Raw genomic sequence first — 18,153 nt, 5'->3', positions numbered from 1 at the left:
GGGTGCGGGGCGGAGCCCCGGGACCCCGCCCCGGCCGCTATTTGCGGAGCAGGGTCACCACCGCCGCGCCGCCCAGGCCGATGTTGTGGGCGAGGCCCACCCCGGCCCCGGGCACCTGACGCGCGCCGGCCTGGCCACGGAGCTGCCACACCAGTTCCGCCGCCTGCGCCAGCCCCGTCGCACCCAGCGGGTGGCCCTTGGAGATCAGCCCACCGGAGGGGTTCACCACCCACCGGCCGCCATAAGTGGTGGCCCCGCTCTCCACCAGCTTCCCCGCGGCGCCCTCCTCGCACATGCCGAGCGCCTCGTACGTGAGCAGCTCGTTGATGGAGAAGCAGTCGTGCAGCTCGATCACGTCCACGTCCTCGATGCCGAGGCCCGACGCCTCGAAGACCTGCCGACCCGCCGCCGCCGACATCGGCTTGCCGACGACGTCGATGCACGAGCCCGAGGAGAAGGACGCGTCCGTGTCCGTGGTCATCGACTGGGCGACGATCTCGACCGCCTTGTCGTGCAGCCCGTGCTGCACGACGAACCGCTCCGACACCACCAGCGCCGCCGCCGCGCCGTCCGAGGTCGGCGAGCACTGGAGCTTGGTCAGCGGGGAGTGGATCTCCTTCGCCGCCAGGATCTCCTCGACCGAGTACACGTCCTGGAACTGCGCGTTCGGGTTGTTCGCCGAGTGCCGGTGGTTCTTGGCACCGACCGCCGCGAGCTGCGCGGCCGTGGTCCCGTACCGCTCCATGTGCTCGCGCGCCGCGTTGCCGAAGATCTGCGCGGTGGGCGGGGACATCTCGAAGCCGTGCCCGGCCGCCATGATCCCGTAGTGGCGGGCCACCGGCGAGACACTGAAGTCGCCGCCGTCCGCGCCGCCGCCCAGTGCGCCGCGCTTCATCTTCTCGAAGCCGAGCGCGAGGACGCAGTCGTTGATCCCGCCCTCGACGAACTGCCGCGCCATCATCAGCGCCGTCGAGCCGGTCGCGCAGTTGTTGTTCACGTTGTAGACCGGGACGCCGCTCAGCCCCAGCTCGTACGCCGCCCGCTGCCCGGCGGTGGAGGCCTGGAAGCAGTACCCGACCGGCACCTGCTCGACCAGGCCGTAGTCCACGCCCGCGTCCGCGAGCGCCGCGGTCCCGGCCTCCTTCGCCATGTCCCAGTACTGCCAGTCCCGCGACTCCGGCTTCTCGAACTTCGTCATGCCGACGCCCACGATGTACGACTTCATGTCTGTACTGCCCTTCAGTCCCTGGGAAGGCCGAGGATGCGCTCGGCGACGACGTTGAGCTGGACCTGCGTGGTGCCCCCGGCGATGGTCAGGCAGCGGGACATGAGCATCCCGTGCACCGCCCGCTCCCCCGCCCCCTCCCGTACGGCGCCCGCCGGGCCCAGCAGTTCGAGCGTGAGCTCGGCGGTGCGCTGCTGGTGCGGGGTCTGGACGAGCTTGCGCACGGACGCACCCGCGCCGGGCTCCAGCCCCGACACCTGCTGGAGGGTGGTGCGCAGTCCGATGCAGGCCAGGGCGTGCGCCTCGGCCGCCAGCGCCCCGATGCGGGCGCGGTGGGCCCCGTCGAGGTCGGCGGAGCGGGCGATGAGGGCTTCGAGGCCGGTGTCGAAGCTCATCAGGCCGGCCATGTGGACGCGCTCGTTGCCGAGGGTGTTGCGGGCGACCTTCCAGCCGCCGTCGGGCGCCCCGACGAGTGCGTCCGCCGGGAGGACCGCGTCGTCGAAGTAGACCTCGTTGAAGAGGGCTTCGCCGGTGATCTCCTTGAGCGGGCGGACGTCGATTCCGGGGGTGTTCTTCATGTCGACGACGAAGTAGCCGAGCCCCTTGTGCTTGGGGGCGTCCGGGTCGGTGCGGGCCAGCAGGATCCCGTAGTCGGCGGTGTGCGCGGAGCTCGTCCACACCTTCTGCCCGTTGATCCTCCACCCGCCGTCCCCGGTGCGCTCCGCCTTCGTCCGCAGCGAGGCGAGGTCGGAGCCCGCGCCGGGCTCGGAGAAGAGCTGGCACCAGGTCAGCTCGCCGCGCAGGGTGGGCAGTGCGTACGCCTCCCGCTGCGCGTCGGTGCCGTAGGCGAGCAGCGACGGCACGACCCAGGTGGCGATGCCGAGGTCCGCGACCCTGACCCCGGCCGCCTGCATCTCCTGCTGGACGACGAGCTGCTCGACGGGGCCCGCGCCGAGTCCGTAGGGCGGGGGGAGGTAGGGGGCCGCGTAGCCGGTCGGGGCCAGGATCCGCCGCGCCGCGGCCGGGTCGAGGCCGCGCGCGTCCTCGATGGCGGTGCGGGCGCGCACCCGGTACTCCTCCGCCTCCGCGGGGAGTTCGAGGCGCAGCTCGCGCCGGGCGCCGCCCTCCGCGAGGCGGACGGCCCGGATGCGGTGGCCGTCGCCGGAGCCGAGCAGCTGCCGGGCGACGACCGCCCGCCGCAGGTACACGTGCGCGTCGTGCTCCCAGGTGAAGCCGATGCCGCCGAGGATCTGGATGCAGTCCTTGGCGCAGGAGTAGGCGGCGTCCAGCGCGGTGCCCGCGGCGAGCGCCGCGGTCAGCGAGCGCACGTCCGCCGGCTCGTCCATCGCGTTCGCGGCGTCCCAGGCCAGGGCCCGGGCCTGTTCCAGCCGGACCAGCATGTCGGCGCACAGGTGCTTGACGCCCTGGAACTGCCCGATGGGCCGGCCGAACTGCTCGCGTATCTTCGCGTACGAGGCGGCCGTGTGCAGGGCCCACGCGGCGGTGCCGCAGGCGTCGGCGGCGAAGAGGGTGCAGGCCAGGTCCCGTACGAGGGCCGCGTCCAGTTCCAGGACCCGGTCGGGTCCGGCGGTGACCCCGCGGGCGTGGACCTCGGCGGTGGGGCGGGTGGGGTCGGCGCTCTCGTGCGTACGGATGTCCAGCGCGGCGGCGTCCACGGCGAACCAGCGGGTGCCGTGCGCGGCCTCGGCGGCGAGCAGCACGAGGTCCGCCTCGCCGGCGCCGAGCACGGGCGGGGCGAGCCCGTCGAGCAGGTACCCGCCGCCCTCGACGGCGACGGCCGTCAGGGTCCCGGGGCCGAGCGCCACCGCACCGACCCGCCCGGCGAGGGGCTCGGCGCCTGCCCGGTCCAGCAGGACGGACGCCAGCGCGCTCGGCAGGTACGCCCCGGGCAGCGCGCCCCGGGCGGCCTCCTCGACGACGACGGCGAGGTCGAGCAGGGTCCCGCCCTCCAGGTGCGGCTCCAGCAGGCCCTGCGCGCCCATCGCGTCCCAGTAGGCGGGCCGCGCCCCGGTCTGCGGCGGGGTGTCGAGCAGCTTGCGCACCTCTTCGGGAGGCATGACCCGGGCCGCCCAGCCGCGTACGGCTTCGGCCAACTCCCGCTGTTCCGCTGTGATTCCGATGCCCATGCGCGGCAGAGTAGAACACGTTCCATTCTGACGGAAGGTCAGATCGGAACGTGTTCTCCGCGTCGCAACGGCAGCAGGGGGGGGTCAGGACCGTCCGTAGTAGTAGCCGTCCCCGTGCGCGGGCCCCACGTTGTGCTGGAGTCCGGCCGGCTCGCTCTTCGTGAAGAACGACGGGTCCAGCGCGCCGCAGAAATTGCCGGGCGACCTGCTCTTGTCCACCGCCGCCGAGCCGACGTCGATCCGGCTCCCGCCGCCGCCCACCGACACCACCTTGGCGATGTTCTCGCAGTGGCCCAGCTGGGACTCGGTGATCAGGCGGACGGAACCGGACCGGGAGATGGTCACCGTCACCGGCTGGTCGATGTTGAACTGGCCCTTGTAGGTCCAGGAACCGACGAAGTACGAGGGCACGGCGTCCCCGCCGGAGGAGCCGCCGCCGCTCGGCGAGCCCGCACCTCCGGGCGTGGAGCCCGGGGTGGTGCCGGACGCGTTGCCGCCGCCGGGACCGGTGCCCGCACCGGTGCCCCCGGGGGCGCCCCCGCCGCCGTTTCCGGCGCCGCTCCCGGTCCCGCCCGGGGAGCCCGCGCCGCCTCCCGGTGTCCCCGCGCCCGCCGCGGCGCCCTGCGCACCGCCGCCGCCCGGGTCCGCGGCGCCGCCGACCTGGCCGCCCTGCACGGCACCGCCGACCTGGCCGCCCTGCGCCGCGGCCTCGGGGCTCTGGGGGGCCTGCCCGCCCGGGGCCGGTGAGCCGCCCGCGGCGGAGGGGGCGCCGCCCGCGCCGGGTGTCGCGGGAGCGCTGCCCGCCGGGGGCGCCGCCTGCGACCCGTCACCGCCGAACGGCTGGATCAGGGCCACCGTGCCCCCGCCGATCGTGATCACGAAGACGGCGGGCACGGCCACGGTCCACCGCCGCCTGCGGCTGCGCCGCCCGCCCGCGGAGGTGCCGTCCACGGGCACCGGCCCGGGGAGCGCGCCCGGTGCCGCGCCCGGTGCCGCACCGGCAGCCGGCTCCGCGACGGGCCCGGCGGCCCCGGACTCCGGACGCAGCCCGAGCGTCGCCCGGTCGGCGGACTGCGGGGCTGCCTCCACGGCTGCCTCCGGGGCGGCCTGCCGGGCGGCCTCCTGCTCCGCCTCCCGCCGGGGCGCCGCCTCCGCGTCGAGCAGCCGCGCCGCCTGCCGGGCGAGCCGTGCGACGACCTCGGGCGGCAGCCACGCCCCGCCGGGCGCCGCGGGACGGACCCGCTCCGGGTCCGCCAGCAGTTCCTCGACGCCGGGCCGGTCGTCGACGGCCTTGGCCAGGCAGCGGCGGATCAGCGCCCGCAGGGCGTCGTCCTGCACCCCCTCCAGCTCCGGCTCGGCCTCCACGATCTGGAACATCACCGCGTGCTGGTTGCTCGCACCGGCCCCGAACGGCAGCCGGCCCGTGGCCGCGTACGTGAGGACGCAGCCGAGCGTGAAGACGTCGCTCTTCACCCCGGCGCGCTGCCCGCGGACCTGCTCGGGCGACATGAACCCGGGCGAGCCGACCACCATGCCGGTGCTGGTCAGCAGCGACTCGACGGAGGTCTCCAGCGCTCGCGAGATGCCGAAGTCGATGACGCGGGGGCCCTCGACGGTCAGCATCACGTTCGACGGCTTGAGGTCGCGGTGCACGATCCCGGCCGAGTGGATGTCCCCGAGGGCGTGCAGCAGGCCCTCCGCGAGGGCGTGCACGGAGTCCACGGGCAGGGGGCCGTGCCCGCGCACGATCTGCTCCAGCGAGAGCCCGGGGACGTACCCCGTCGCCACCCAGGGCCGGTCGGCGTCGGGGTCCGCGTCGATCACGGGTGCGGTGTACCGCTCGCCGACGCGCCGGGCGGCGTCGATCTCGCGCCGGAAGCGGGCCCGGAACTGCGCGTTCGAGACGTGCTCCTCGTGCACCACCTTCACGGCGACGGTCCGCCCGCCCTCGGACCGGGCCAGGTACACCCGCCCCATCCCGCCGGCGCCGAGGCGCCCGAGCAGCAGGTACGGCCCTATCCGGCTCGGATCGGCGGCCGCGAGCGGTGTCGTGCCGCCGTCGACGCTGTCGTCGTCGGTGGTGTCGTCGTCGGTGGCGTCGCCGGCCCGGTCGTCCTGCTCGTCCTGGTCGTCGCTGATCCCACTGCTCATGCTGCCCGTTCCCCCCGGTGAGTCCGCTTGGTCGGCCGAACTCGCCTCAGGGTAAAGGCTGTTCGCGCCCGCCCCGCAGGGCGGGCGGCGCCCGGGGACCGGCCCGGGCGGCCCCCGCGGAGGCGGGTCCGCAGGTGCACCCGGGCCCCGGCATGGACCCCTACCCGACGGTAGGGCAGCATGGGCCGCCACCGTCACCGCCACGCACGCGCAACCCCGGAGGACCCATGGCCGCCACCCCCAAGCCGGAGACCCTCGCCGCCTTCGAGGCCGCCAAGGGGTTCATGCCCGTGGGCGAGGGCCTCGCCCTGTACGAGGCCGCGGCGTCGGCCGCCGCGCTCGGACTGCCGCTGCTGGAGGTCGGGACGTACTGCGGGCGCTCCACGATCCTGCTGGCCGACGCCGCCCGCGAGGCCGGGGTGGCCGCGATCACCGTCGACCACCACCGCGGCAGCGAGGAGCAGCAGCCCGGCTGGGAGTACCACGACCCGACGGTCGTGGACCCGGAGATCGGGCTGATGGACACCCTGCCCACCTTCCGCCGCACCCTGCACGGGGCGGGGCTGGAGGAGCACGTGATCGCGATCGTGGGGCGCTCCCCCCAGGTCGCGGCGGCGTGGGGCGGCCCGCTCGGCCTCGTCTTCATCGACGGCGGCCACACCGACGAGCACGCCACGGGCGACTACGAGGGCTGGGCCCCGCACGTGGCCGCGGGCGGGACGCTCGTCATCCACGACGTCTTCCCCGACCCGGCCGACGGCGGCCAGGCGCCGTACCGGATCTACCTGCGCGCCCTCGCCTCGGGCGCCTTCGAGGAGGTCTCGGTGACGGACTCCCTCCGCGTCCTGCGCCGCGTCGGCGAGGGCATCTGACACCCGGGACCGTTCGGCACGCCGGGCATATAAGCGCACCGCGCCCTCGAATGGCCCAGAACACAGACCCGGCCGGGCCGCCGGTCTAGCATCGCCGCGTGCGCTACGACGACAGCCCTCAGCCCCCCGAGTCCGCCGACGCCGCCGGCACCTCCGCCCCGGCCGGCCCCGCGGCGCGGCCCTGGTACGCCCGACGGTCCACCCTGGTCGTGGGGGCCGCCGCACTCGCCCCGGCCTGCCTGGCCGGGTGGGTGCTGGCCCAGGTCCTGACCGGAGCCGACTCCGGGCACGCCGGCGCGGGCCGGCACGACGCGAAGGCGGGCGCCGGGGCGGCGGCCGCGCCCGCCGCCCCGGCCAAGGGCCCGGCGAGCGGCCCCGCCGGGGCCCCGGCCAGGACCCCCGCCAAGGGCCCGCTCACCGGGAAGACGGTCGTCGTCGACCCCGGACACAACACCGGCAACTTCCAGCACACCGATGAGATCGACCAGCAGGTGGACATCGGCACGAACCGCAAGGAGTGCGACACCACCGGCACCACCACGAACTCCGGCTACATGGAGGCCGAGTTCACCTACGACGTCTCGCTGCGCCTGCGCGAGGCTCTGGAGGCCCAGGGCGCGAAGGTGGTCCTCACCCACGAGGGCGACCGTCCGTGGGGCCCCTGCATCGACGAACGCGCCCGGATCGGCAACGAGGCGGAGGCCGACGCCGTCGTCTCCGTACACGCCGACGGGGTCTCGGCCGGCAACCGCGGCTACCACGTGATCCTCCCCGCCAAGGTCAAGGGCGGCGGCGCCGACACCGCGCCGATCGTGGGGCCCTCCCGGACCCTCGGCGAACGGATCGGCTCGAACTTCGCCCGGACCACCGGATCGGACCCCGCCAACTACCTTGGCAGCGGGACCGGTTTGGTCGTCCGCGACGATCTGGGCGGACTGAACCTGTCAACCAGGCCCAAGGTGTTCATCGAATGCGGCAACATGCGTGACGCCAAGGACGCGGCACAGATGACGAGTCCGGAGTGGCGCCAGAAGGCCGCCCAGGGCATCGCGGACGGCATTGTGTCCTTCCTCGGCGGGTAGCCCTCTCGGGAGTCCCGCCGGGACTTGGTCACCGCCCCGATCCGTATCGCCGCGGGGAACCTCCGTACCATGGTGCCGCCCGCCCGCTCCAGTCACGTACTGCGACCGCGGCACCACGAGACGACCGAGACCGAGAAGGACACCTAAGACGTGAACATCCGCTCCCTCACTCGAGGCGACGGCGTGGTGATCGGAGCAGCGGCGCTGCTGTTCATCGCCTCGTTCCTCGATTTCTACTCCGCCACCGGCGGCGACCTCCCGAGCGCGTGGAACGGCGGCGGCCTCGCGCTGCCCACCATCTTCCTGGTCGGTTTCATCGCCGCCGGACTGCTCGTCTTCGCCCGCGTCCAGCCGGAGCGGAAGGTGCTGGGGCTGCCGCTGATCGCGTGGGGCACCGTGCTCGCCGTGTCGGCCGCCTGGTCCTCGCTGTGGGCGCTGTTCACCTGCCCGGCCATCCTCGACCTGGGCGCCGGCTCGATCATGTCCTTCCTCGCCACCCTGGCCCTGGCCGGCGTGGCCCTGTTCGGCACCAAGGTCCCGGCCCTGGCCGGCCAGCTGGTGCCGGACGCGCGCCCCGCCGCCCCCGCTCCGTACGGCGGCCAGCCCCAGCCGGGTGCCGGGTACGGCTACCCGGGTGCGCCGGAAGGCCAGCACGGCCAGCCGGGTCAGCCCTACGGCAACACCCCGCAGCCGGTCCCGCCGTACGGCGGCACCCCGCAGGACGCGGGCCAGCCGGCGGCCACGCCCACCCCGCCCCCGGCGGCGGACTTCTCCCCCTTCTGGTTCGCGGTCCCGGTGGCCCGCCCCCTCTTCGCCGAGGACGGCTCCCCCAACCCGATCGCAGAGCTCGCCCCGGGCACCTGGTACCTGGCCGTCGAGCAGCGCGGCCCCGCCACCCTGATCGCCCAGACCCAGGACGGCCGCCGTGGCGTCCTGAACGACACCTCGGGCATCCAGCGCGGCTGATTCCGCGACACCGCGCCGACGGCCCCCCGCCCTTCCGGGCGGGGGGCCGTTGCCCTACAGTCACCTGACGACCCGTCAGAAACGGCAGCGCGGAGGGGACCGGCATGCGCCTCGGACTCGCACTCGGCTACTGGGGCCGCGGCCCCGGCCCGGACCACCTCGACCTCGCCACCGAGGCCGAGAACCTCGGCTACCACTCGGTGTGGACCGCCGAGGCCTGGGGCTCGGACGCCTTCACCCCGCTGACCTGGATCGCCGCGCACACCTCGCGGATCCGCCTCGGCACCGCCATCGCCCAGATGGCCGCCCGCACCCCGACCGCCACCGCCATGCACGCCCTCACCCTGGACCACCTCTCCGGCGGCCGGATGATGCTGGGCCTGGGCCTGTCCGGGCCGCAGGTGGTCGAGGGCTGGTACGGGCGCCCCTTCCCCGCGAGCCCGCTCACCGCGACGCGCGAGTACGTCGACGTGATCCGGCAGGTGCTGCGCCGGGAGGGCCCCGTCACGCTGGACGGCCGCTTCCACCACCACCCGTACCGCGGCGACGACGGCACCGGCATCGGCAAGCCGCTCAAGCCCATCACCCACCCGCTCCGCGCGGACCTGCCGCTGCTGCTGGGCGCCGAAGGGCCGAAGAACATCGAGCAGACCACCCGGATCGCGGACGGCTGGCTGCCGCTGTACTGGTCGCCGACCCGCACGGACGTCTACCAGGCCTCGCTGACCGGCCTCCCCGACGGGTTCATGATCGCCCCGATGGCCCGCGCCAAGGTGTGCGACGACGTCGCCGAGGGGCTGCTGCCGGTGAAGGCGATGCTCGGCTTCTACATCGGCGGCATGGGCCACGCGGCCCGCAACTTCCACGCCGACCTCATGGCGCGCATGGGCTACGAGGAAGAGGCCCGCCGCATCCAGGAGCTGTTCCTGGCCGGGCGCAAGGAGGAGGCCGTACTGGCCGTCCCGGACGCGTTCGCCGACGAGATCTCGCTGATCGGCCCCCGGGAGCGGATCGCCGAACGCCTCGAACTGTGGCGCAAGGGCCCGGTCACCGACATGCTCCTGACCGCCCCGGACCCGCACACCCTGCGGGTGCTCGCCGAACTCAACAGCTAGGGACGCCTCCCCAAGTCCCTTGCACACGCACCTCGTTGCCCCCTGAATCCATCCGGTAGATTCCTGGGGACTGATTCCGATCCTGACGGGGCTGACGTGTTGGAGCTGACGGGGAGCGGCGCCGATCCGCTGGAGCCGGAGGACCCGCGCCGCATCGGGCCGATCCCTCTGGCGGGCCGGCTGGGCGCCGGGGGCATGGGCCGGGTGTACCTCGGGGTCCAGGACGGGCGGTACGTCGCCGTCAAGCAGCTGCTGGCCTCCGTCGTCGGCGAGGACAAGGACTTCGTGCGCCGTTTCGGGCACGAGCTGGACAACCTCGCCCGCCTGCCCGAGGGGGCCACCGCGCCGCTGCTCGGCAGCGACCGCTCCGCGCGGCCCCCGTGGTTCGCCACCGCGTACGTCCCCGGGCTCACCCTGCGCGAGGCCCTCGAGCTGAACGGCGGCCCGCTGCCCGCCGACGCCCTGTGGCTGCTGCTGCGGGAGGCCGCGGCGGGGCTGGAACAGGTGCACGCGCTGGACATGGTGCACAGGGACCTCAAGCCGTCCAACGTCATGCTGACCGTGGACGGCCTCACCCTCATCGACTTCGGCGTCGCCCGGGCCGCCGAGCAGAGCCAGCTGACCCGGACCGGCATGGTCGTGGGCACACCCGCCTACATGGCGCCCGAACAGGCCTCGGGCTCGCGGGGGCTGAGCGGAGCCACCGACGTGTTCGCGCTGGGCTCGGTCCTCGCGTACGCGGCGAGCGGCCGGCCGCCCTTCGGGGACGAGTCGGGGCACGGCGTGCTGTACCGCATCGTCCACGAGGAACCCGACCTGCAGCCGCTGCGGGCGCTGGCGCCGGAGCTCGCCGACCTCGTCGCGAACTGCCTCGCGAAGGACCCGGCGGACCGCCCGACGGCCGCCGAGCTCCGCGAACTCGCTTCGCAGCAGGGCCCGTTCACGGCCCCGCTGTGGCCGCCGGCCGTCGACGAGCGGCTGTCCGAGCGGGCCGCGTTCGCCGCGGACGTGAAGGAGATCGACGTACCGACGGCCCCGCTCGCGGGGGCCGGTCCGGAAGCGGCGGAGGAACCGGGGAAGGCGGCCGGGGAGGCTGCAGGGAAGCCGTCGGCGAAGGCCGCGGAGGACGGGCCCGGAACGGAGCCCGGGAAGGCACCGGGCGGGGAGCCCGCGCGCGAGCCGGAGGCCGTGCCCGCAGGCGGACCCGCGGCCCCGGCCGCCCCGACCGCCGCGGCCCGGCCGGAGCGCCGTCGCCGCGTCCGCGTCGTCCTCGCCGCCCTGCCCGTCGTCGTGGTCGCGGGCGGCACCACCCTCGCCATCCAGTACCTGCCGAACGTGACCTCCCCGCAGGCCGGGGCGAACGGCGCCCCGCGCTCCTCCGCATCGGCCCCCGCGGACCCGACCGGCGCGGCGCCCGCCGGCAGCTCGTCCGGGCCGGCCTCACCGCCCCAGACCCCGGCCGAGGGCAAGCCCGAGGAGGGCGCCCAGAACGCACAGGGCGGGGCGGGCGGCCCGGGCACGGCTCCCGGGACCGGCCCCGGGACCCTCCCCGGTGCGGGAACCGGAAACGGCACCGGCCCGGGCGGCGGCGGGGGCCACAACGGCGGCTCCGCCGGCACCGGCAGCTCCGCGGGCTCCCAGAACCCCGCGCCCCCGACCACCCCGAAGACCTCGGCCGCCCCGCCGCCCGCCTCCGGCACCTACCGCTACCGCAACGGCAGCAACGGCAAGTGCATCAGCCAGGTGTACGGGTCTTCGAGCTTCACCGAATGCCCGGACGCGAGCACCCAGTGGACCGTGCAGGCCCGCTCCGACGGCAGCTTCAAGCTCGTCAACAAGCAGAGCGGGGGCTGCCTGTACTCCAACGGGCTGGGCCAGGCCGTCTTCGTCGGCGACTGCTCCCAGGACATCGGCCGGATCTGGCGCAGCGGTTCGGGCGGCAGCCTGGTGGCGGACTACGGCGGAGGCTGCCTCGACCTCGGCATGACCGGCACCAGCGGCCTGCTGACGGCGAGCTGCGACGGCGACTCCTCGCAGCGCTGGACGAAGCAGGGCTAGGGGGTGTCCGAAGGGCCGGCGGTGTCCGAAGGGCCTGCGGTGTCCTGCGGCACCGCCGCCAGGACCTCGCGCAGGTCCAGCGGCATGACCGCGATGTCGATGGTGCCCCCGCCCTCGTAGCCGCAGGTCACGATCCGCGAGCCGGGGTTGATGGACATCCCCTCCCTCATGGAGGGGGCCCGCACCCCGGTGGCGCGGGCGCCGGGCATCGGCACCGGTTCGCCCCGCCGCGGGACCCAGCGGGCCGCGCCCTGGTCGACGTACAGCCGGCCCATCCGCCAGCGGCCCTCGCCGGCCGGCTGCCGGGCCATCCCGGGGATCCCCGCCACGTTCCCGGCGGCGATCCGCTGCCGGTGCTTGCGGCGCAGCAGCCAGCCGGTCCCGGCCGCCGCGCCCGCGATCACCACGTACTCGATCATGCGGCCCATTGAAACAGGCCCGGCGGACGGGGAGCAGCCCGGCCGCCCGGCTCCGGCGTGCGCGGACCTCTCCCGTCCGGGGCCCTCGGGCGGGCCGGCCCGTTCGGGGGCGGAGGGCCCCCGACACGGCCCGGCGCCCCTGCTACCCGCCCAGCTGGGAGGCGCTCGGGACCTGGTCCTTGACCGGGGCGCCCGCGCCCGCTCCCGCGCTCTTGATCCCGTCGATCACGTCCTGGAAGGAGCTGATGTCGGCGTCGCCCGCCTGGCCCTTCCGCAGCTTGGTGCCGAGGCCCTTGAGGGACTCGATGCCGACCGTCAGCGGGGCCACCGCCTTCGACAGCAGCGGGTCGCCCTTGGCGTTCTCGGCGGCCGCCTTGAGCCGGTTGTACGCGAAGGCCCCGGCGAGGCCCGCCTTGATGAGGGCGAAGGTGCGGCCCTTGGCGCCCTTCTTGAACTTGCCCGCGCGGTACGGCTTGATGATCCACTGGTAGGTCGCCCCGGCCGCGAGCCCGGCGTTCGCGACGAAGCGCGTCTTGGCGAACTTCTGCTTCTCGGCGGAGGTACTGGGCGAGGGCGTCGCGGCGGCCAGTTCGTCGGCCTCGCCCGCGGCCGGGATCGCCGCCGCCAGGGCCGCCAGCTCTGCCGCCGAGGCCATGGAGATCTGCTCCTCGGCGGGCTGCTCCGCTGCGGGCCGGCCGGCCCGGCTGCTGCTGCCGGAGCTGCCGCCGCCGCACGCGGTGGCGCCTGCGAGCAGGGCGCTGGACAGGAGCACCGCCGTGAGGGCTCGGCGCAGTCGGGCAGTACGGGGTACGGACACGGGTGCCTCCGGTGGCTGAGCTGTCCCCCGCAGCCTTACCCGGCGCGCCGGGCAGCGCCCCTTGGAGGGAGCCGTTCGGGTCGGCCGTTCCAGCCCCGCGGGCAATTCCAGCCCCGCCGGCGGGCGCGGGGTCCGGGGCGGAGCCCCGGGAGGCCGGCGCGCAGGGGCCCAGGGCGACAGGCCCTAGCCGCAGCAGTCCGGCTCGAGCCCGACCGGCAGCTCGTTCCCGCCGAACACCTGGGCCGTCGCCTCGTCCCCGCCCAGCGCCGCGACCGCGAGCAGCAGGGACCCGGCCGTCCAGGTGGTCTGCTCGACCGGCCAGACCGCCTCGTCCTGGAACACGTAGCCCGTCCAGTACATGCCGTTGTCGGCGCGCAGGTGGCCGATGGAGCGCAGGATCTCCAGCGCCCGGTCCGACTCCCCCATGGCCCACAGCGCGAGCGCCAGCTCGCAGGACTCCCCGCCCGTCACCCACGGGTTCGGCAGCACGCAGCGCACGCCGAGGTCCGGTACGACGAACTCCTCCCACCGCTCCTCGATGCGCGCCTTCGCCTCGGGGCCGGTGAGGGCGCCGCCGAGGACCGGGTAGTACCAGTCCATCGAGTAGTGGTTCTTGTCGAGGAACCGCTCGGGGTGGCGGCGTATGGCGTGCCGCAGCGCGCCCACGGCGAGCTCCCAGTCCGGCTGCGGCTCCTCGCGGTGCTCGGCGACGGCCAGCGCGCAGCGCAGGGCCTGGTGGATGGAGGAGGACCCGGTGAGCAGGGCGTCGGTGACGGCCGTGCCGTCCGCCTCCCGCTTCCAGCCGATCTCGCCGCCGGGCTGCTGGAGGGCGAGGACCCACTCCACGGCCGCGTAGACGGCCGGCCACATGCGGTCGAGGAAGGCGTCGTCGCCGGTGGCCAGGTAGTGGTGCCAGACGCCGACGGCTATGTAGGCCGTGAAGTTGGACTCCCGGCCGGCGTCCTGCGGCTGCGCGGTGTCCACGCCGTCCGCCCGGTCGGCGTAGGCCGCGTACCAGGAGCCGTCCTCGTTCTGGTGGCGGGCCAGCCACTCGTAGGCGCGCTCGGCCGCCTCGTGCTCGCCGGCCGCGTCCAGGGCCATCGCGGCCTCGGTGTGGTCCCACGGGTCGAGGTGGTGCCCGCGGAACCACGGGATGGCTCCGTCCGTGCGCTGCGCGGCGAGGATGCCCGCGACCGTCTCGGCGGCCTGGTCGGCGGTCAGCACCCCGTCGAGGACCAGGTGTTCGGTGCGCTCGGGCGAGCTCACTTGGCTGCGCCCGCGGCGTCGACGGGGAGGTGCGGCTTGGTCGCGTACGCCACGAAGCTCTTGCCGATGACCGGGTTGAGGGCCTGCTCCGCGATGCGCGTGAGCGCCGGCTTCTTCATGATGTCCCAGACCAGGAGCTTGTGGTACGCGCGGACCGGCAGCGCCTTGTCGTTGTCGACGCCGAAGGCGCACTTGAGCCACCAGTACGGGGAGTGCAGGCCGTGCGCGTGGTGGGTGCCGTACGGCTTGAGGCCGGCGGCCTCCATCTTGCCGAGCAGCTCCTCCGCCTTGTAGATGCGGATGTGGCCGCCCTCGACCTCGTGGTAGGCGTCGGAGAGCGCCCAGCAGATCTTCTCGGGGCCGTAGCGCGGCACGGTGATGGCGATGCGGCCGCCGGGCTTGAGCACGCGCACCATCTCGGCGAGCACGCCCTTGTCGTCGGGGATGTGCTCCATCACCTCGGAGATGATGACGACGTCGAACGAGTCGTCGGGGAACGGCAGCGCGAGCGCGTCGCCCTCCATGGCCGTGGCCGTGGCACCTGCCGGGGCCTCGCCGGCCTCCTTCATCGCCGCGAACCACTTGGCGACCTCGCGGATCTCCTCGCCGTTGCGGTCGAGGGCGACCACCTGGGCGCCGCGCCGGTAGCACTCGAAGGCGTGCCGGCCTGCGCCGCAGCCCAGATCGAGCACGCGGTCGCCTGCGGCAAGCGGGAACCGGGAGAAATCGACGGTCAGCACGGGGTCCTGCCTTCGCTGTCGCGGGGGTGGTGAGGGAGATGCGGAGTCTGGTGGAGCGTCACGTCACCGCGAACGGCGGGTGCGGGCCGCGGCGGCCTGCTCGATGGCGGCGCGGTAGTGCGCGGCGGTGCCCTCGGCGGCCTTGGCCCAGGTGAATCTGGTCAGCACCCGGTCCCGCCCGGCGGCGCCGAGCCGTGCCCGCAGCTCGGAGTCGCCCAGCACCCGGCCCAGGGCGGCGGCCAGCGCGCCCGCGTCGCCCGGGGGCACCGCGAGGCAGGTCTCGCCGTCGGGTCCGGCGACCTCGGGGATGGCCCCGCCGGTCGTCGCGACGAGCGGGGTGCCGGTGGCCATGGCCTCGGCGGCGGGCAGCGAGAACCCCTCGTAGAGGGAGGGGACGCAGGCGACCTGCGCACTGCGGACCAGGTCGACGAGCTCGGCGTCGGTGATCCCCTTGACGAAGCGGACCGCGTCCTGGAGCCCGTACGTCTCGATCGCGCGGGCGACGGGACCCTGCTCGGCCCGCTTCCCGACGACGACGAGGTGCGCGTCGGGCTGCTCGGTGCGCAGCTTCGCGAGGGCCTCGACGAGGTGCACGAGGCCCTTGAGCGGGACGTCGGCGCTGGAGGTGGTGACGATCCGGCCGGGGACCTCGGCGACGGACGGGTCCGGCGACCACAGGTCGGTGTCCGCGCCGATGTGCACGACGTGGATGCGGTCGTCGCGGACGCCGAGGTGCTCGGCGATCTCCTGCCGGGAGGACCCGGACACGGTGAGCACCGAGGGGAGCCGCCGGGCGACGCGCTTCTGCATGCGCGTGAACCCGTACCAACGGCGCACGGAGAGCCGCCCCGTGCGGTCCTTCGCGGCGGCGAGGTCGAGGGCGCGGTCCACGGTGATGGGGTGGTGGATGGTGGTCACCAGAGGTGCACCGAGGTTCCCCAACAGGCCGTAGCCGAGCGTCTGGTTGTCGTGGATGACGTCGAACTCGCCGGCACGGGCGGCGAGGTGGCGCCGGGCCCGGAGCGAGAAGGTCAGCGGCTCGGGGAAGCCGCCGGTCCACATGGTGGCGACCTCGAGCGTGTCGATCCAGTCCCGGTACTCGTCGCGCTTCGGCGTGCGGAAGGGATCCGGCTGCCGGTAGAGGTCGAGGCTCGGGAGCTCGGTGAGCGTGGCACCCGTGTCGAGCACCGGGTACGGCTGCGCGCCGATGACCTCGACGGAGTGTCCGAGGCGTACGAGCTCGCGCGAGAGGTGGCGGACGTAGACGCCCTGGCCGCCGCAGAACGGGTTCCCCTTATAGGTGAGGAGTGCGATGCGTAGCGGGCGGTCGCCGTCGGTGGCGGAACCCGCGAAAGGGCTCGTCACCATGGCCTCAGCGGTCACTCTCGGCCCCCTTCTCCCTGCACTTTCGCCGGAGCGTAACCGCTCGGATAATGTAGAACAAGTTGCAGACTTGATCCGTTGAAGACCATTGAATCTACCGGCCGGAAACCACACCGTAAGAGGCGGAGCAGGTGATTCGCGCCACGGCTCCGGCGCCTGAGATGCTGGACCCGGAGCAGCCCGAATCAGCCCACGCACACCCCCCGCAACGACTCGGAACGCCACGGAACGGGACTTATGACACCGGAAGCGAAGGCCCTCGCCACCACGGTCACCACGCCGGCGTCCCCGCCCCTGACGGAGCGCCAGGAGGCACGCCGCCGCCGGATCCTGCACGCCAGCGCCCAGCTGGCCAGCCGGGGCGGCTTCGACGCGGTGCAGATGCGGGAGGTCGCGGAGTCCTCCAGCGTGGCACTGGGCACGCTCTACCGGTACTTCCCGTCCAAGGTCCACCTCCTGGTCGCGACCATGCAGGACCAGCTCCAGCACATGCACACCACCCTCCGCAAACGCCCCCCGGCGGGCGAGGACCCGGCGGCCCGGGTCGCGGAAACCCTGATGCGCGCCTTCCGCGCCCTCCAGCGGGAGCCCCAGCTGGCCGACGCCATGGTCCGCGCCCTCACCTTCGCGGACCGCAGCGTGAGCCCCGAGGTGGACACGGTGTCCCGGCTGACGACGGCGATCATCCTGGACGCCATGGGCCTGGAGGCCCCGCCGACGGCGGAGCAGCTCTCGGCGGTCCGCGTCATCGAGCACACCTGGCACTCGGCCCTGATCACCTGGCTCTCGGGGCGGGCCTCGATAGCCCAGGTCAAGATAGACATCGAGACGGTGTGCAGGCTGATCGACCTGACGGCGCCGGAAAAGGCGTGAAGTAGGGGTACGGGCTCCCGCAGGCGGGACTTCACCCCCCTCGAGCCACACCCCGCGCCCGGCGCCTGCCCACCCGCCCCCTCGGGTGCGGGTGGGGTGTGGCGGGTGTCGCCGCGGGAGGGGGCGTCGTCTGTTCGGGCCGGGCAGTTCTGGGCGGCGGTTTCACCCGGGCCATGCCGTATGGGCCGGTCGGGGGTGGGGCGGTTGGCGGGACTTCGGCCGGCCGGAATCAGAGAGGCCTTGGGGCTTTCCCGTCAGTCCCATAGTCCTTCCGTGTCGGGCCGGCCTGTCAAGGGCGCTCCTCCTTCGTCGTCGCGTCGCTTCGCGACGACCTTCGGCCGCCCTTGACAGGCCGTCCCGCCCCGGAAAGACAAGGACTGCCGGGAAACCCCCAAAAGAACGGGCCGGGGGAGACGACGACAAACGGCCATGTCAGCGATGTCCAGCCCTGCTTCGGCCGGGGCCGGGCCCGCCCTCGGGCCCTCACAGCCCGCCATCCGCACCGGGCAGGCGGCCACCCACCCCCACACCTCGACCACAAGACCCTCGGGGGAGGTTGGGCGCACCAAATCGCTACGCGCTCCTCGGATCTCGGCGACTGCGACCCGTCCGGGGCTGGTCTCGCCCCAGATCGCTACGCGCTCCTCGCCGACGGCGTCCGACGGCCGCCTGGGGCTGATCAAAAGCCGCCACAGACCACTACCCACCCCTCAAAGACGGCGCCTGACCGCCGCCATGGGGCAGAAACAGCCCGAAACAGCGGCCATGCCGAGCTGCACTCATGTCAGGCGACCGGTCAGCCGAAGAGAGGAGTCGGATTGCCCTAATTGGGAGGATTTAGGAGTGGGGTTGTGGTGAGGTCTTCGTCTTGAGGTGGATACAGCTCGGATAGGCCGAGGATTCACCACTCCAACCCTCCCACCGGCCTCTTCAGGCGAAGATTCCAGCTCCCGCCGTCCCTCTCCGGCTGTGATCAGCCCCAGGTGACGGTCGGACGCCGTCATCGAGGAGCGCGTAGCGATCTGTCGCGCTATGACCA

General features: G+C 74.1%; 14 protein-coding genes. 6 read left to right on the top strand and 8 right to left on the bottom strand.

All coding sequences use genetic code 11. The features are described 5' to 3' along the window. Nucleotides 1-37 precede the first annotated feature (37 nt). The 3 genes from ACIGFK_RS32765 to ACIGFK_RS32755 all read right to left on the bottom strand — a co-directional run bounded on the left by ACIGFK_RS32765 (nt 38) and on the right by ACIGFK_RS32755 (nt 5,523). Complete coding sequence (locus ACIGFK_RS32765; protein ID WP_376661058.1) at nt 38-1,225, bottom strand: lipid-transfer protein; 1,188 nt, start codon at nt 1,223-1,225, stop codon at nt 38-40. 14 nt (nt 1,226-1,239) lie between these two features. Continuing rightward, nucleotides 1,240-3,372 (bottom strand): acyl-CoA dehydrogenase, encoded by a 2,133-nt coding sequence (locus ACIGFK_RS32760; RefSeq protein WP_376661057.1) that lies wholly within the window; start codon nt 3,370-3,372, stop codon nt 1,240-1,242. Nucleotides 3,373-3,456: 84 nt separating this feature from the next. Further along, on the bottom strand, nt 3,457-5,523 hold the full coding sequence (locus ACIGFK_RS32755; protein ID WP_400054705.1) for a serine/threonine-protein kinase: 2,067 nt from the start codon (nt 5,521-5,523) through the stop codon (nt 3,457-3,459). A gap of 227 nt (nt 5,524-5,750) precedes the next feature. Here ACIGFK_RS32755 and ACIGFK_RS32750 point away from each other — a divergent pair, with 227 nt between their 5' ends. The 5 genes from ACIGFK_RS32750 (at nt 5,751) to ACIGFK_RS32730 (ending at nt 11,616) form a co-directional block, all read left to right on the top strand. Continuing rightward, entirely contained in the window at nt 5,751-6,395 is a 645-nt protein-coding gene (locus ACIGFK_RS32750; protein WP_400054703.1) for a class I SAM-dependent methyltransferase, read from the top strand. 98 nt (nt 6,396-6,493) lie between these two features. Further along, on the top strand, nt 6,494-7,477 hold the full coding sequence (locus ACIGFK_RS32745) for an N-acetylmuramoyl-L-alanine amidase (RefSeq protein WP_400054701.1): 984 nt from the start codon (nt 6,494-6,496) through the stop codon (nt 7,475-7,477). Nucleotides 7,478-7,627: 150 nt separating this feature from the next. Beyond that, the gene (locus ACIGFK_RS32740) at nt 7,628-8,443 is read left to right on the top strand and encodes a hypothetical protein (protein WP_376662514.1); all 816 of its coding nucleotides are present in this window, start codon (nt 7,628-7,630) and stop codon (nt 8,441-8,443) included. Between the two features lie 104 nt (nt 8,444-8,547). Then, the gene (locus tag ACIGFK_RS32735; RefSeq protein ID WP_400054699.1) at nt 8,548-9,558 is read left to right on the top strand and encodes an LLM class F420-dependent oxidoreductase; all 1,011 of its coding nucleotides are present in this window, start codon (nt 8,548-8,550) and stop codon (nt 9,556-9,558) included. A 96-nt stretch (nt 9,559-9,654) separates the two neighbouring features. After that, nucleotides 9,655-11,616, top strand: coding sequence for a protein kinase (locus ACIGFK_RS32730; RefSeq protein ID WP_400054697.1), 1,962 nt, complete (start codon nt 9,655-9,657; stop codon nt 11,614-11,616). Here ACIGFK_RS32730 and ACIGFK_RS32725 read toward each other — a convergent pair. The 5 genes from ACIGFK_RS32725 to ACIGFK_RS32705 all read right to left on the bottom strand — a co-directional run bounded on the left by ACIGFK_RS32725 (nt 11,613) and on the right by ACIGFK_RS32705 (nt 16,241). Continuing rightward, nucleotides 11,613-12,035: a hypothetical protein gene (locus ACIGFK_RS32725; RefSeq protein WP_376661779.1), complete on the bottom strand. Its 423-nt coding sequence runs from the start codon at nt 12,033-12,035 to the stop codon at nt 11,613-11,615. The genes ACIGFK_RS32730 and ACIGFK_RS32725 overlap by 4 nt on opposite strands. Nucleotides 12,036-12,177: 142 nt before the next feature. Continuing rightward, nucleotides 12,178-12,852 (bottom strand): hypothetical protein, encoded by a 675-nt coding sequence (locus ACIGFK_RS32720; protein WP_400054695.1) that lies wholly within the window; start codon nt 12,850-12,852, stop codon nt 12,178-12,180. A gap of 183 nt (nt 12,853-13,035) precedes the next feature. Continuing rightward, nucleotides 13,036-14,118, bottom strand: coding sequence for a prenyltransferase/squalene oxidase repeat-containing protein (locus ACIGFK_RS32715; RefSeq protein ID WP_376661777.1), 1,083 nt, complete (start codon nt 14,116-14,118; stop codon nt 13,036-13,038). Beyond that, a complete protein-coding gene (locus tag ACIGFK_RS32710; protein WP_376661776.1) occupies nt 14,115-14,858 on the bottom strand; it encodes a class I SAM-dependent methyltransferase in 744 nt (247 codons plus the stop codon). The genes ACIGFK_RS32715 and ACIGFK_RS32710 overlap by 4 nt, the downstream gene beginning before the upstream one ends. Before the next feature lie 63 nt (nt 14,859-14,921). Then, nucleotides 14,922-16,241 carry a glycosyltransferase family 4 protein gene (locus tag ACIGFK_RS32705; RefSeq protein WP_376661775.1) on the bottom strand — a complete coding sequence of 440 codons (1,320 nt, stop codon included), beginning with the start codon at nt 16,239-16,241 and terminating at the stop codon, nt 14,922-14,924. A gap of 237 nt (nt 16,242-16,478) precedes the next feature. Here ACIGFK_RS32705 and ACIGFK_RS32700 point away from each other — a divergent pair, with 237 nt between their 5' ends. Further along, a complete protein-coding gene (locus ACIGFK_RS32700; RefSeq protein ID WP_376661774.1) occupies nt 16,479-17,114 on the top strand; it encodes a TetR family transcriptional regulator in 636 nt (211 codons plus the stop codon). The last annotated feature ends 1,039 nt before the right edge of the window (nt 17,115-18,153 follow it).

Origin of the sequence: Streptomyces sp. NPDC085524 (genome assembly GCF_044541755.1) — a bacterium.
Taxonomy (GTDB): domain Bacteria; phylum Actinomycetota; class Actinomycetes; order Streptomycetales; family Streptomycetaceae; genus Streptomyces.
Note: the sequence above shows the minus strand (reverse complement) of the source record. Positions and strands in the feature narration are given on the sequence as shown.

Bases quoted from the DNA above. Each gene is read 5' to 3' on its own strand.
- ACIGFK_RS32755 (WP_400054705.1), bottom strand. From the start codon at position 5,523: ATGAGCAGTGGGATCAGCGACGACCAGGACGAGCAGGACGACCGGGCC.
- ACIGFK_RS32760 (WP_376661057.1), bottom strand. From the start codon at position 3,372: ATGGGCATCGGAATCACAGCGGAACAGCGGGAGTTGGCCGAAGCCGTA.
- ACIGFK_RS32750 (WP_400054703.1), top strand. From the start codon at position 5,751: ATGGCCGCCACCCCCAAGCCGGAGACCCTCGCCGCCTTCGAGGCCGCC.
- ACIGFK_RS32725 (WP_376661779.1), bottom strand. From the start codon at position 12,035: ATGATCGAGTACGTGGTGATCGCGGGCGCGGCGGCCGGGACCGGCTGG.
- ACIGFK_RS32735 (WP_400054699.1), top strand. From the start codon at position 8,548: ATGCGCCTCGGACTCGCACTCGGCTACTGGGGCCGCGGCCCCGGCCCG.
- ACIGFK_RS32700 (WP_376661774.1), top strand. From the start codon at position 16,479: ATGACACCGGAAGCGAAGGCCCTCGCCACCACGGTCACCACGCCGGCG.
- ACIGFK_RS32765 (WP_376661058.1), bottom strand. From the start codon at position 1,225: ATGAAGTCGTACATCGTGGGCGTCGGCATGACGAAGTTCGAGAAGCCG.